Below are 14,759 nucleotides of genomic sequence, written 5' to 3' on the forward strand. Positions count from 1 at the left end.
TATGCAAATACAATTATATTGGTTTTAGCGCTTCAATATAATTCTACCCCAAGAACCCCATTGAAATTAGACATCTAACTATTATTTTTTAAAAATTTTTAACTTCCAATCGACCACAACATGTTTATGGCGTATAATCTCTAAGATTGCCAATCACTTTGGCTAATAGCCTTTCAACATTCTCAGCTTCCTCTTCCGCCAGATCTTTATAAACAATTGAATTAACGTAAGCTGAAATTTCAGCTAAACTCGGCTTTAAGTCTTCGCCTTTCTGGGTAAGTCGAATCCAAGTAACCCGACTATCTTTACTGCATTTTTCTTTTGTCACATAACCCAAGCTAATCAGCTTATCTACCAAGACCGTTACGGTTGGTTTCGTACGATGAATTCTTTCGGCTAATTCCTTCATTGTAAATGTATTTCCATGACAAAGCTGCATGAGAATCCCGCCATGCGACGGAACAATTCCCTCGATTCCACGCGCTCTTAATTCACTAACAATTAATTTGTGGGCTTCTTCTGCTAATCTGCTTGATAAGGCAATCATATTATTTCTTCTCATGGTTTTTATTATAGTTAGATATCTAACTTTCGTCAATAGTAAATTTTCTCTCACATACAAATCTTACACCAAAAAGCCATCGCACTAATTTCTTGATGCGATGGCCTTCTCTAGTAATATTTACTTAGCTCATTTCCGGCAGATAATTGTACCATTATTTTCAGTGACTGCCTGGTAGGCATTCTCTAACGATGTGATAATAGCTTCCCTGCCTGATCCAGATTTAACAAATTTAATAGCCGCCTCAACTTTAGGCAACATAGACCCAGGAGCAAAGTGTCCTTCTCCCATATATTTTTCGGCTTCTTCCACAGTAATACGTTCTAGCCACTTTTGATCAGGCTTGCCAAAGTTAACAGCAACACGGGGCACTGCCGTTAGAATAATGAGTGTATCGGCATAAATAACATCTGCCAACTTTGCTGCCGCTTTATCTTTGTCAATCACTGCATCAACACTATGAAGCAGGCCATTTTCCCGATATACAGGGATACCGCCGCCACCACAGGCAATCACAACATCGCCATTTTCCATGAGACAACGAATCGTTCCCTTTTCTTTAATATCAACAGGATCAGGTGAAGGAACAACGCGCCGAAAACCTCTGCCTGAATCTTCAACAAAGGTGTAACCACGTTCTTCGCCGATCTCTTTTGCTGCCTCTTCTGAGTAAAACAGTCCAACGGGCTTAGTTGGGCACTGAAACGCTGAATCTTTGGGATCGACAATAACCTGGGTAATCGCTGTAGATACGTGTGTTGCCATGCCCTGCTGCACAAAGGTATTCTGCAAAGCATTTTGCAAATGAAATCCAATATATCCCTGACTCATAGCATTACATTCAGCAAAAGGCATGGCGGAAACATTGGAATTTTGCGTATAGGCCAGTTCAAAAGCCAAATTAATCATACCGACTTGCGGCCCATTCCCATGAACAATAACGATTTTATAGCCATCCTTGACGAGGTTCACAATGTGACTGGCGGCAACCAGAACGGCTTGTTTCTGTTCTTCAGGAGTATTGCCTAGAGCATTCCCGCCTAAAGCGATAACTAATTGTTTGTCCATTTTTATTCTCCTCTTTACAGTATCACATCACGATTGCAATCTTTGGAATAAACATAGGCAAAGTTCTCGTCGCGCCCCACAGCATAGCAGGCTTGCAAACAATAGGCGCCCATAAAAATATAATCTCCTTTTTGAACAGGAATCCAGTCATTATTCAGATTATACATTCCCTGTCCGCTCAAACAATAGGCACCATGTTCCTGCACATGTGTTTCCACATAGCCATGGGAAGCGCCAGGTTTGAAACTAAGAATATGGAAATTACAATCAAAGGCCAAATCTTTTGGCAAGAAGTCTTTCACTAAAACATCTTCCATGCCTTCATAATTAACCCATTCCATAGATTCCGTATTGCCTGTAACGATATAAGGCTCATAACCATCTAGTGGCGTATAAACACGTTTATACATGAATGCTTTTACTACTTCACCGCTTTTGTTCTGAAAATAGAGTTTCGTTCCGGGAGGACAATAAACAAATCCACCCTTTGTTAAAGAATAAGCTTCTTCTCCAGCTTTAACAGCTAGGCTGCCTTCTAACACATAAAATAAAGTTTCAATTCCCGCTTCGCCAAAACCGAGTTCATTTTTGCCATCAGCGCAAATCGTAACAAGATAGTCAACAAAACTAGCACCTAGCTTGGGAGAGCTAAGAATCGTGATATCGCAATTTTCAAAACCTGGAAGAGTATTTTTAACTAAACCATCCGGTTCAATCAGTGCATAGTTGTCTTTCTTGATCACTGATCGATTTATTAAAAGGTCTTTTCTGTATCCTGTAACATTATTAAGATAGCTCATAACGAATCTCCTTATCTATTTTTTTACTTTTTACACGGTAGTACTGGCAACTGATGAATTAAAAATTTCAGTCCTACGAAGAAGCCAAACAATGTATCATTGCCTGAAGTATGACCAAATGACTGTACTGCTTTGACTGCTTTTTCTATCTCAGCAGACGCTGCATCATCAAGCATTTCTACCAGTTTTATAAAGTACTCGCTTACATACCCTTGCAGTAACGCGTTAAGATAAGCCACGCTGACCAGCGTTGTTCTTTCCTTAGTAACCTCTGCTGCAAGAACTTGTTGCCATTCCTGGTAATGATCAAAGTTTAGAAGCGCCAATGTAAAACCGAGAAGGATATCATCACCGCTTGGCGTCAATCCTTTCCCCCTGCCAACAAAAAATTTTATAATTGTAGAATTTAATTTCATATCAGTTTTATCGGAATATAACAACAATTCTACTTGCTTGCGAGTTCTTTCATCTAAATAGAGCCCTATATTTTTCTCTAAATCCATATTTGTCAAATACTTATACAGCTTAGTATCAACAAGTTCTTTTATCGTACATTTTACTTTTGGAAGCCTTAGATCTATTTCTTCTAGATCTTTATAATCAATCACGATTACGCCATCAACGCTATAAAAAAGTAATCGATTCCCTTTGTTTACGACCATATCATCACTTTTTACAGAGTTGAGTATATTTTTAAGCTGCCCCTCATCTACATTCAGCCCAAGAACAGATAGAGGGGTGCCAGTGCAGCCAACATATAGTAAAAAGTCATCAAATTGTACGTTGAGACCCTGATTAAATTTGCTATGCACCTTACCCACTCTATGTGTTTTCAGATAGAGTGGCAAAAGATTGCTCCTCGCCGCTCTATCTTTTTTACATTGTTCTTTACTCAATTTCTATCCCTAGTTTTTTCGCATAAGCAACGATCGCTTTTTCAAAGCAGGCCAGCGGCGCACGCACTGTTCCAGCTCCAATCTGACCGACTCCTGCGTTTTTATGAGCGATGCCCGTATTGATTAGCGGCGTAATATTGGTTTCCACTACTTTTCTAGCATCAATTCCCAGACACGCCCCCTTGAAATCCCAAGTAGGAATACTCCAGTTGGAGTTATGGGAAATGCAGATTTTTTCCATTTCATTGGAAACTTTAAGTGCATCATGGAAACCGCCTGCTCCGACAAATCTAGTAACGCCAGGAGCAGCAATCATAGCCATGCCGCCAACCCCCACTGTTTCAGTGATGGCACTGTCGCCAATATCGGGATTTGCGTCAGCTTCTGAATAGCCGGTAAAGTACAGCCCATTTGGTGTATTTACTGGTGCAGTAAACCATTCGTCACCCATACCACTTATTTTTACGCCGAAATCCTGACCGTTTCTAGCCATTGTGGTAACGACTGTTCCACTCGTAGTTTTTCTAGCACAATCTACAATGGATTTACTTGCTGCCATCATGATGTTTAAGAAAAACTGATCCGTATCTGCTAAAAACTTAATTACGGTATATTTTTCTTTTTGGTCAATGTCAAGCTCCGTAATCAGCGGTGCTAGTTCTTTTTGGAAGATCAGAGAAGCCGCAATATTTCTTTGGTGGAACTCATCTCCCATAGTAATAGCCTTCGCAATAAGTACATTTAGGTTTAAGCCTTCTTCTTTTTGCCGCAAAGCTTTCGATAATACAGGTCCTAAAGAATCACGCATCCATCTTAATCTTGTTAAAACTTCTTCGGAATAAGCGCCAAAACGAAGTACTTTTCCGATGCCTTCATTCATAATGCAGTAACCAATCGATCCATCCAGTTTATTTTTGACGACCAATACAGGCATGTTGCCTGATGTAATTCCGCCCATAGGACCGACTGCATTTACATGATGACAAGGTGTGAATTTCACGCCACCCTGTTCTAGTAGCTCTCTGGCGCTCGTTTCGTCAGCTGCCCAGCCTTCGAATAATACCGCCCCAATACAAGACCCCTGCATTGGACCTGTCATGTTTTTATATTCAATCGGCGGCCCTGCATGCAGTAATACTTTATCGTTTAAGATTTCAATCACTGATTTTGCTGGCACTACATCTACCAAAAAGGGCTGTGAGTTTTTCATCTTGCCAATGACTTCCTGATTGGCTGTTTCAATTTCCTCAATTTTGGCAAGCTGATTTAATATTTTGATCAACTTTTTATTACCGCCTGCCGCCGGTCTCCAATCATACTGCACGGAACTGCCGCCATAGGCCATAATTGATTCGGTAAAGCTGGCAAGGCCGATATTGATAATCCGCGGTTTAGAATTTAAAAGATCGATAATACTATCGCTGATTTCAGGTAGTGCTTTTTTGGCAACGGTACTTGCTACTACGTGCTTATCCGCTTCTTTCAAATCAATTCCTTTTAATTTAAGCGCAAGTCTTATGGCCTTGGCATTGCTCTCTTCTACTAGTACACCGCAGCCCTTCAAAGTATCGATAGCGTCCTGATAGCTTTGAGGATCCTGCTGTGTGCCGCAGACAGAACCGACGAAGTAGAGCTCCCGACCATCTGCTTTTGCTGTTGCAATGGCTGCTTTGATCGCCTCTGATAACGCTCCAGCCATATCAGGATGTGAACCATACCCTAACACGCAGTCAAGCAGTATAATCCCAGTATTTTTACCGGCTGCATATTCTCTGATTTTATTAATTCTAACCTCTGGGTCGATCATCGGATGCGGTTTCCCTTGTGTGTAGATATCATCGCCCAAATCCATCACTTCGTAGCCATTAGCATTAAGGATATATCCCTCTTTTTTGATCAATTTACCAAGTCCTAAAGCCTCAGTAATCAGCATTGCTGCTTCAGCCGCCAGTGTGCCGCCGGAATATAAACCTTTTACTGTCTTATCATTTGCCAGCGGCGTTTTCACTTCATATTTTATGTCTTCCATATAATTCGGCTTCACCGGTCTGTTCTTAGCAAGATCTACAGCAATCATCGCCGTTTCTTCCAGCGTATGAGCCAAATATACATTGCCCTCATAGTGGTCTGGTTTTTCGCCTAAGAAAATAGCGACTACAGGTTTTGTAAGACTATGTAGCAATTCTACAATCTCATCTCTAACTTTCGGCGCTGGCGGTTTGGAAATAACCACAATAACATCGGTAGGATCATGAAGTTCCAGTCCAAGTATTGCATCGCGAACAGTTACCGCATTAACCTCTTCACTCAAATCTCGTCCACCTGTGCCAATAGCATGTACGACACCACCGCCAAGACGGTCAATAATAGTCGTCACTTCCTGTATCCCCGTTCCAGAAGCTCCTACTATACCAATATTTCCAGGTCTTACCACATTCGTAAAAGCGATAGGAATACTAGAAATAATTCCGGTACCGCAGTCAGGCCCCATCAATAAAAGGCCTTTTTCATGAGCTTTATTTTTAAGTCGCACTTCATCTTCTAATGAAATATTATCAGTGAACGAAAAAACATTCAGCCCCTTATCAAGTGCTTTTTCGATTTCATCAGCCGCATATTCCCCTGGAATAGAAAAGAGAGCTAAGTTTGCGTCAGGCATTTCTTCTAGTGCTGCATCAATGCTTGTTACGCTTACAGCCGTATTGGCTTTGCGTTTAACAGCAAGATCATTTAAAAATTTATCGGTTTCACTCAGAACACGATCAACAATCGTTTCGTCTTCTGTCTCGACGGCAATAATCATATCACTGGGAGCTGCACTTTCCGCTTCAACGGTAAGAAGTCCACTATTTCTAAGGATATCTTTATTGGCATCAGTCCCCATCATAATTGAGCATTTTGTGATACCATCAAGAGTATTTATCGAATTCGTGAGTAACATAAGATTGATAGAATCTTGATAACTATTTTTCTTAATTACTGTATATAGCATTTCCAATTCTCCTTTACTGTGTTAATATTGTGTTAATATTTTGTCAAATGAATTACCGTTATTATATCATTATTTTTTTGGATTATCATTGGTATAAAATCGTAAAAATCACGTTTTTTTTATACTTGGAGGATAAAGGAGTAGCAAATTGAATATCAAAGACATATTAAGAGTAAAATCGCTTTGTGGCGCACAATTAATAGCTGGCAAAAACGGAATTTCCAACGAAATAAATGGCGTCAATATCTTAGAGGCAACCGACATCGCCAATTGGGGACGTGCCGGTGAGGTAATTCTTACTAGTTTTTTTGCCCTGCAAAATTTGAACGATAGTGAATTAGACGTATTCTTTGAAAAACTCCATAATATCGGCATCAGCGCAATCATCATGAAAATTGATCGACTCGTTCCGCAAATCCCCAATAAAATCATTGAACTTTGCGACAAACATTTAATCCCCTTAATCCAAATTGGCAAAAATGTGAAGTATGACACTATCATCCTTGAGATATTAGGTCCCATTGTAAACAAGAACTTAAATTTGTTAAATAAGTATTATGAGGTACATAGCGAGCTCACTAGTCTTGCGCTGAAAATGCCTTCCATGGATAAGATTCTCTGTGAATTTAAAAAAATGATCTTACGCGATGTGAGTCTCATTGATTCTACCAAGGGAACTGAAATCAGTACAAATCCCAAACTTTGCAATGTAACAGTTATTGGCACAAGTGAGGTTTCCACAGAAAAATACGTCCATTTTAAATATGAGCGCAAAGAAGTAGTCTATAATAACTTGGAGCCTAAGTTAGTAGGTAAACAAATTCGTGTCCGTATACCCTATCTCGGCTATGATGACTACGAACTAGTGATTCACGAGCTACTCGATCAAATCAGTTCAGAAGATTTTATGATCATCGAAAATGGCGTAAAGTTTCTACAAATGGAATTACTAAAGAATTATGTAATCTCACAAAATCTCTTTCAGCAAAAAAACAATATCCTAAGCGACTTACTCAATGATAGACTCTATGAAGAAAAAGCAATTGATGAGGTATTAGAGTCCCTTAATATACATAAACACCCATACTATCAAGTAATTCTCATAAAACTCTATCAGCAAGATGAAACCAAAAATATAAACAAGCCGCTCATGGCGCAAACCTTACGAAAGATCCGCCTCAAATTCAAAGCCAGTTTTAAAGATATTGTTTTTCTAGAAAAGCAAGATCGAGTCGTTTTTATTCTCAATTTTAGTAGTTCGCATTCTGGTCTTACTGCGGCTGTCATCGAAAAGATTATGGATTCTTTCGTTGAAAATAATCTATTTAAAGAATTTCATTACTACGCAAGTATCAGCTCTAAAGTAGAAAAATCCGGAATTCCCAAGGCCAATAGAGAGGTTGTCGATACCCAAAAGGTGCTGCGCCTATTCCATAATTCCAATAAAATACTCCCCTATGAAGAACTGGGAATTTACAAGTTATTTTTGGACTCTAATAATTTAGGCGATCTGAAAAAGTTTATTTCTCCTCGAATCGCTAATTTCAGATCTGAATCCCCCCTGCTGTTCGAGACTTTAAAGACCTTTCTGGACACTAACCAAAGCTATAACCTCACTGCTGAAAAGCTGTTTCTTCATCCCAAAACAGTGCGGTATCGAATTGACAAAATAAAAAATGTGTTGGGAATCGACTTTGCAAATCCAGAGGAACTACTGCAAATTCAAATCGCTTCAAGATTATTTAAACTGATTGATGGGAGAAAAACGGATGAGTAAACCAGAAATATTTAACTTTACAACCAAGCAAAATATTAAATTAGCGATAAATCTCTATCGAGCCAAAAACGATAGAAAAAACATAACCATATTATATTTTCATGGTGGCGGCCTGCTTTACGGTGTAAGAGATGATCTACCGCAAATATATATCGATAAATTTCTAAATTCAGGCTATGATTTGTTAACCTTTGATTATCCCTTAGCCCCAGAATCAAAATTAGATATCATTTTAAATTCCACTTTCGAACTGCTCTACTTTTATCTAAATAACCGTGATGAAGTATTCGATTTGAAAAATAATCAATACGTGCTATTTGGTCGATCTGCCGGAGCATATCTCGCTTTTATGATGTGTGATCGTTTAATAAAAACTAACGTCTTACGTCCCTGCGCTCTTATCAGCCTATACGGTTATGCCCGCCTTGACGAAGCCGCTTTCGCCACCCCCAGCAAATATTACAATAAACTGGCAGCCATCTCAGACGAAAGCATCGAAAAAATCATTTCGGACACCCCGGTGGTCTATGGACCTATGAATGTAAGATTTTCTCTTTATATAAAAGCAAGACAAGATGGAACGTGGATAAAATCTCTTTGCGGCGAAGAAAATCCAGCTGCCTATTCTTTAACTGAAGAAATTCTGCAAGAATTCCCACCGACAATCTTGGCGGCAGCAACCCTAGACCCTGACGTTCCCTATCGAATGACAAAGACATTAAGCAGGCAAATTCCCCAGTCCCAGCTCATAACCGTCTACCAAGAAGCTCACGATTTCGATCGAGATATAAGTGACCCATCAGGAAAAACAACTTATGACTCAATCCTTGAATGGTTACATAATCAAATCGGATAACCCAAAAGGGTCTGTCACACTACATAGCGCGGCAGACCCTTCATTCCTGTTTAGTCTAACGTGTCAGAAGCAAAAGCGCTTTTTCCTTCATAACGGTTGTAATGAATATCATCACTGACAAGATAATCGTAAATTTCCTTTACTATAGGAATTCCATTGCGTTCATAGTTCTGGGCCTTCTTTTCTGAAGACTCGCCAGGAACCAGCACTTGATCAAAACCAGCAGCTGGACGAAGCACATGAAGCTCATCTACCATTTTACTTACATTATTTTTAAAGGTATCAATGGACGAAAAGTAGTCCGGATTGATTACCAAATGGATTTGTCCCAATTCCCGACCGGCAGAAAGATCAGCATACATAGAGCTTACATGCTGTCCGAAGGGAACGCCCAGTAAGGAACCGCACAAAATATCAACCATCATCATCAAGCCATAGCCTTTAGAACCAGCAATAGCTAAAAGACCGCCAACAGCAAAAGGATCTGTCGTAGGATGTCCTTTCGTATCTACCGCCCACGTATTAGGGATCGGATTGTTTTTGGCCCTAGCATCTAATATTTTGCCCCAAGCGCCTACAGTAGTAGCCATATCAAATACAATCGGAGGACGGCCCGCACAAGGAGCGGCAAAGCCAATAGGGTTTGTCCCAAAGTATGGATCGGCCGAGCCATAGGGCACTACCATCGGGTCGGACTGACACATCGATAGGGCAATCATATTTTCATCAGTTGCCATTCTCAGAAAATAAGAAAGAGTACCACAATGTCCGAGTTCACGCATGCCGACAAAACCAATACCATTTTCTTTAGCCATTTTTATGGCTTCAAGCATACCATTTCTGGCCACAACCATTCCTATGGCATTATCCCCTTCATAGATCCCAGTGCAAGGACCGGTTTTTCGGAAGGAAAATTTAGGATTTGTATTGCTACCGCCTTTGGCGATTCGCTCTGAATAGTATTCAACGCGCACAGCGCCATGAGAATGTACCCCGCGGCTATCGGCATAGGTCAAATGATTCGCTAACTCCTGAGCATGGTCTTCAGGCAAACCAGCTTTCATCACTTTATTCTTGATCAACTGGTGCAATTCCGTTTTACTTACTAATACCATTTCTTGATCACTCACAATAAAACACTCCTTTTAGTCTGATTACGTCAGAATTTTCAGGATCCTTTACATTCATTGTACTTTTCTTTCTTTCCTTTTTCATCATCCATACAGGATAAATTGTCCAGTAAATTTTATCATTTTTTAGCAAATAAGTAGTAAACATCATACAATACTCCCCTAAAAGGGCCAAACAAAAACAGAAGTAACTGTAAACTGAATCAGTTAACTTCTGTTTTTTGCTGTTTTATTGAAACCTAATAATTATTTTTCAAAGATTGTACCATGTTTGAATTTCGAATCTTTAAAGGCAGTCTTCATTAGAATGTAATAAGAAATGCCTGCCACAACAAAACCAATGATCCAGGCTAGCTCCACTTTCATGAAAGCAGCACCGGCGCCAATAAGCATGGCAATGATCGCACAAGGATTATAGCCGGCAAAAGAGCCTTCTTCCTTATACAAATCGATAATGTCGATTTTTTGCTTTCTCAAAATATAGTATTCAACTAATAAAATAGACACAATCGGCCCTAAAAAAGCTGAATAGATAAGGATAAACATGCCAAGCCCTTCTGCCGAAGAATCCTTTACAAGAATCCACGGGCATGTAGCTAAAGCAAGTAGTCCCGTTATGGTAACTGCAGCTTTATATTTTAATTTTGTAATCAATGTAATGACATAGGTTGGCGGAATAATATTAGCAACCATATTTACAGCAACAGCGCCCATAACTATAAAGGACGATACAAAGAATGTAATATACGAGTTATTTATCACGATGGCAAAGGCTTTTACAGGATTAGAAATTCCTGTTGTTGCAGCAAGCATTGCACCAATGCACAGTACAAAGCCGTAGGCTAATACAATTGGTAAGAAGTACAAAAAGCCACGTTTGGTACTTGAAATTCCGGTCTTTAGTTCTCTTGAGTAATCTGCAGCGCTTAAAAAAATAGCTGCATAATTTCCCATAAACATCATAATAAAAGCAAAGAACGGTAAGCCCCACGTGCCACTTGCATGAACCCACTTTTCTGCAATCACATCACTATGAGAGGTAATCAAGATGCTAAATACATAGAGCAGCGCCAGCATAATAACGGTAGATATAATAGACTCTACCCATTTAATCGCATGGAAGCCATACATAGAAAGCACGATCTGCACCAATTGCAGCACGATAAAACAAATCGCTATATTGTCAAAGCTACCGCCTGTAACAATTTTGGCAATTTCATTTAAGGCCGTACCACCAATCCAGCTCTGAAATCCATACCAAATAATAGCAGGAATACCACGTAAAAGTGATGATACAATGCAGCCTTTAATCCCAAAAGACATTCTAAGCTGTACAACATAAGGTATGCCGGTTTTGTAACCCAGCCGATCGTTTAAGGTAAACACCGTAGAAATAATGCCAATTGCTATAATGGCTGCCGCAAAGGTTTGAAAAATATTTAATGTTGCTACGCCTGCTACAACCAAACTAGATCCAAGCGTCATATTGCCTAAATTGACGCCGTCACCAAGCCACATAAACATATAGTCTATGGGACCTACTGTCCTATTTGCATCCGCTTTCGGATTTAGTGACTCATCCACGCCCATATTGGCTTGAACCGGCGTCGTTTCCGTGCCACTTTTTTCTAATATAGTAGACATACGCACCCCAACTCCTTTTTAATGTTTGCCCTATTTCTAATAATATATTGGGTTATAAGTTAGGTCTTAAATGTTTACCCATCGGTTTTGCTACAATTTTTCCATCTTTAAAGATTGTTGTCCCTCTAAGAATGGTTTGTGTCACTGTAGCCAAGAAGGTATCGCCAACATACGGACTTACCTTGTGTTTATAGAAAAGATCCTCTGCCTTTAATGTCACTTGTTTATTCAAGTCTACTAAGGCAAAATCTGCATCGTAGCCGACTGCAATTTTGCCTTTCCCGGAAATTTTAAAGATCTCATTGACATTTTGCGAAGTCAATTTGGCAATAGCGTCAAGCGAAACTTTTCTACCATAATAAGCATGCGTAAGCATTGCGGAAAGAGTCGTCTGACAAGCTGAGATGCCGCCCCAAACTTTTAAAAATTCTCCATCCTTTAACTTAGGATCACAGGGAGAATGGTCAGAAGAGACAAAATCAATTTCGCTATTTAACAGTTTTGCCCACATTTTCGCTTGATTTTTAGCATCACGAATCGGCGGCGAACATTTTGCCACGGTTCCCATCCGTTCTACATCATCATCGGTAAGAATTAAATAATGGCCAATTGTTTCGCAGTATACGTCAACCCCTCTATTTCTTGCCTGAGTAACAAGCTCAACAGCTTTTGCTGTGCTAATATGGGCAATAATGAGTTTACAACCGGTCTCTTCGGCAAAAGAAATCATACGCGAAACATTTTCAATTTCCGTAATTGGCGGACGAGCGGCAAAATAATCTCTCACGGTCGTCTGATCATTTGCAAGCGCCAGGGCTGTTAAATCTCTCGTAATTTCAGCATTCTCACAATGCACCATCAGCGGTAGCCCTAGCTTCGCTAATTTTTCCATGCCGACAAGGGCCGTATAATCATCGGCTCTCTCAAATTCATCAATACCGCTAAAGCAAGAGAATGCTTTAAATCCAATTACGCCGCACTCGGCAAGCTCTTCAAATTTATTTAAATTTTTAGGAGTAAAGCCACCCCAAAAACCATAGTCAACTAACGAGTCTCTTTGCGCCACAGCAAGCTTTGCATTAAAGTTTTTCGCGTCAAGTGTACAGGGACTACAATTAAGCGGCATATCAAAATAGGCAACACCGCCGCCTGCTGCAAGAGCACTACTGCCTGTTGCGATTGTTTCCCACTCTGTTCTGCCGGGATCATTAAAATGTACATGTCCATCAGTCGTTCCAGGGAATACATATTTTCCGGCTGCATCAATAATTTCTGTTGCATCGCCAGCGATCTCTTCGGCAATTTCTACAATCTTCTCATCACAAACAGCAATATCGGCTTTTTTTACCTGATCAGGACAAACAATATTTCCATTTCGAATGATTACATCATAACGCTTACTCAAGAGAATCCTCTCCTCATCTACTAATATTTGCATTCTTAATCATAAACTTATCACTTATGATAAATAAGCTGCTTCTTAGCTAGAACGCGTACTTTTCTGTAATTTTTTCACGAAACTTCCAAAGCCTTTCTGACCAACGACTTTGCCATTTTCGGCCACAACCTGTCCTCTAACCAACGTGCATACAGGAAGTCCGACCCCTTTCAAGCCGACAAATGCAGAAATTTGATTCACATAATAAAGTGATTCGGGTGTAATTTCCCATTCCTTTTTCGGGTCGAGAATTACTAAATCCGCATCAAAGCCAACTTCAATTGCGCCCTTCTTACCATATATTCCGAATGCCTTTGCCGGTCCTTCACTTAGCGCTCTGGCAAGTATGGTCGGACTATAGCCGCGCTTGGCGACACCTTCACTAAATACGACCTGCATGGTATTTTGAATGCCGCTAATTCCGCCCCAGGCACCAAATACACCATGCTTTTCTTCGCTTTTTTCACTGAGTTCGCAAGGCGAATGATCCGAACCAATACAACTCAATGTGCCATTATCTACATATTCCCACATTTTTTCTATCGCTGCAGTTTCTCTCAGTGGCGGTGCGCATTTAAATAAGCTGCCATTTTTAATCACATCGTCTTCCGAAAAAGTAAGATAATGACCACAAGTTTCACCAGTAACGTCAACACCGTCAAGTTGGGCATCTCTGATAATCTTCGCCACTTGCGGATGACTTACATGACAAATATGAACCTTAGCGCCAATTTCCTTAGCAAGACTGATAATATTTTGAGTTGCAATGAGCTCCGCTATAACGGGTCTTGAATTCAAAAAATCTCTCCAGTCATTTTTCGCCTTCCGCTTTGCTCTTTCCTCTTCCCATTTAATAATTGAGTAATCTTCACAATGAAAACCAGCACGAGCATCAACGCTTTTTAAAATCTCCAAAGCTTCTTTTGCTTGTCCAATAGAAAGAGATACATAATCAGGCGAAACTGGACCAATGAATGACTTGAAAGCAACACAGCCTTTAGCATCAAGTTCTTTTAAGCTTGCAAAATTATAATCTACAAGTCCGCCCCAAAAGCAATAGTCCACATAAGCATTGGAAGAAACATGGGCAAGCTTCTTTGCTAGAATCTTTTCATCAGTAAGTGCAGGTTCATTCTGCAGCGGCATATCTACAATGGTAGTAAACCCGCCCACTCCCGCAGCGGCTGTACCATGGGCATAATCTTCCCGCCAGTTGTACCCTGGATCGTTCAGATGTGCATGACTGTCGATGGCGCCAGGGAATACATAATTCCCCTTAGCGTCAATTACCTCAGTTGCTTCGACAGCAACACTTGGTTCAACGATTGCGGCTATTTTGCCGTCATTAATACATATACTTGCCGCAAAAATTCGCTCTGATGTTACCACCTTGCCGTTTTTAATAACTAGATTAAACATTATAAGCCCCCCTCTTATTAACATGCTCAATCTTAAACCGTTTTGATCACTGCGCTTTCTCTAGTAAAGCACTTTGATTCCCCTTACTCCTTTCTACATGTTTATCGGATTTTCCTTATGCCGATTTTTCCGCATCTATATTTGTTACCTTTACATGTTAATTATACTGATTTTTTC

The 14,759-nt window shown here is 40.1% G+C and carries 11 protein-coding genes; 2 read left to right on the top strand and 9 right to left on the bottom strand.

Annotated elements, in window-relative coordinates; all coding sequences use genetic code 11:
- Positions 1-124: 124 nt before the first annotated feature.
- From AC0MXB_RS11930 to AC0MXB_RS11950, 5 genes are all read right to left on the bottom strand, one after another.
- Positions 125-547 carry a MarR family winged helix-turn-helix transcriptional regulator gene (locus AC0MXB_RS11930; protein WP_474039909.1) on the bottom strand — a complete coding sequence of 141 codons (423 nt, stop codon included), beginning with the start codon at positions 545-547 and terminating at the stop codon, positions 125-127.
- Between the two features lie 144 nt (positions 548-691).
- A complete protein-coding gene (gene arcC / locus AC0MXB_RS11935; RefSeq protein WP_474039910.1) occupies positions 692-1,630 on the bottom strand; it encodes a carbamate kinase in 939 nt (312 codons plus the stop codon).
- 14 nt (positions 1,631-1,644) lie between these two features.
- Positions 1,645-2,430, bottom strand: coding sequence for a (S)-ureidoglycine aminohydrolase (allE, locus tag AC0MXB_RS11940; RefSeq protein ID WP_474039911.1), 786 nt, complete (start codon positions 2,428-2,430; stop codon positions 1,645-1,647).
- 23 nt (positions 2,431-2,453) lie between these two features.
- A complete protein-coding gene (locus tag AC0MXB_RS11945) occupies positions 2,454-3,326 on the bottom strand; it encodes an oxamate carbamoyltransferase subunit AllH family protein (protein WP_474039912.1) in 873 nt (290 codons plus the stop codon).
- Positions 3,319-6,318 carry a bifunctional FdrA/YlbE family protein gene (locus AC0MXB_RS11950; protein ID WP_474039913.1) on the bottom strand — a complete coding sequence of 1,000 codons (3,000 nt, stop codon included), beginning with the start codon at positions 6,316-6,318 and terminating at the stop codon, positions 3,319-3,321. Before AC0MXB_RS11950 ends, AC0MXB_RS11945 begins: the two co-directional genes overlap by 8 nt.
- 148 nt (positions 6,319-6,466) lie before the next feature.
- Between AC0MXB_RS11950 and AC0MXB_RS11955 the strand changes: the two genes are divergently transcribed.
- Together AC0MXB_RS11955 and AC0MXB_RS11960 are read left to right on the top strand one after the other, a co-directional pair.
- Positions 6,467-8,095 carry a PucR family transcriptional regulator gene (locus AC0MXB_RS11955; RefSeq protein ID WP_474039914.1) on the top strand — a complete coding sequence of 543 codons (1,629 nt, stop codon included), beginning with the start codon at positions 6,467-6,469 and terminating at the stop codon, positions 8,093-8,095.
- Positions 8,088-8,951 carry an alpha/beta hydrolase gene (locus AC0MXB_RS11960; protein WP_474039915.1) on the top strand — a complete coding sequence of 288 codons (864 nt, stop codon included), beginning with the start codon at positions 8,088-8,090 and terminating at the stop codon, positions 8,949-8,951. The genes AC0MXB_RS11955 and AC0MXB_RS11960 overlap by 8 nt, the downstream gene beginning before the upstream one ends.
- Before the next feature lie 50 nt (positions 8,952-9,001).
- Here the strand turns inward: AC0MXB_RS11960 and allD are convergent, their stop codons facing one another.
- The 4 genes from allD to allB (AC0MXB_RS11980) all read right to left on the bottom strand — a co-directional run bounded on the left by allD (position 9,002) and on the right by allB (AC0MXB_RS11980) (position 14,582).
- Positions 9,002-10,081, bottom strand: a complete 1,080-nt coding sequence (allD, locus tag AC0MXB_RS11965) for an ureidoglycolate dehydrogenase (RefSeq protein ID WP_474039916.1) — start codon at positions 10,079-10,081, stop codon at positions 9,002-9,004.
- Between the two features lie 246 nt (positions 10,082-10,327).
- Positions 10,328-11,725, bottom strand: coding sequence for an NCS1 family transporter (locus AC0MXB_RS11970; protein WP_474039917.1), 1,398 nt, complete (start codon positions 11,723-11,725; stop codon positions 10,328-10,330).
- 52 nt (positions 11,726-11,777) lie between these two features.
- Positions 11,778-13,130 carry an allantoinase AllB gene (gene allB, locus AC0MXB_RS11975; RefSeq protein ID WP_474039918.1) on the bottom strand — a complete coding sequence of 451 codons (1,353 nt, stop codon included), beginning with the start codon at positions 13,128-13,130 and terminating at the stop codon, positions 11,778-11,780.
- Between the two features lie 75 nt (positions 13,131-13,205).
- A complete protein-coding gene (gene allB, locus AC0MXB_RS11980) occupies positions 13,206-14,582 on the bottom strand; it encodes an allantoinase AllB (protein ID WP_474039920.1) in 1,377 nt (458 codons plus the stop codon).
- Positions 14,583-14,759: the final 177 nt, after the last annotated feature.

Source organism: Pelorhabdus sp. sgz311001, assembly GCF_055901755.1.

Bases quoted from the DNA above. Each gene is read 5' to 3' on its own strand.
- allE (WP_474039911.1), bottom strand. From the start codon at position 2,430: ATGAGCTATCTTAATAATGTTACAGGATACAGAAAAGACCTTTTAATA.
- arcC (WP_474039910.1), bottom strand. From the start codon at position 1,630: ATGGACAAACAATTAGTTATCGCTTTAGGCGGGAATGCTCTAGGCAAT.
- AC0MXB_RS11960 (WP_474039915.1), top strand. From the start codon at position 8,088: ATGAGTAAACCAGAAATATTTAACTTTACAACCAAGCAAAATATTAAA.
- AC0MXB_RS11970 (WP_474039917.1), bottom strand. From the start codon at position 11,725: ATGTCTACTATATTAGAAAAAAGTGGCACGGAAACGACGCCGGTTCAA.
- allB (WP_474039920.1), bottom strand. From the start codon at position 14,582: ATGTTTAATCTAGTTATTAAAAACGGCAAGGTGGTAACATCAGAGCGA.
- AC0MXB_RS11950 (WP_474039913.1), bottom strand. From the start codon at position 6,318: ATGCTATATACAGTAATTAAGAAAAATAGTTATCAAGATTCTATCAAT.
- AC0MXB_RS11930 (WP_474039909.1), bottom strand. From the start codon at position 547: ATGATTGCCTTATCAAGCAGATTAGCAGAAGAAGCCCACAAATTAATT.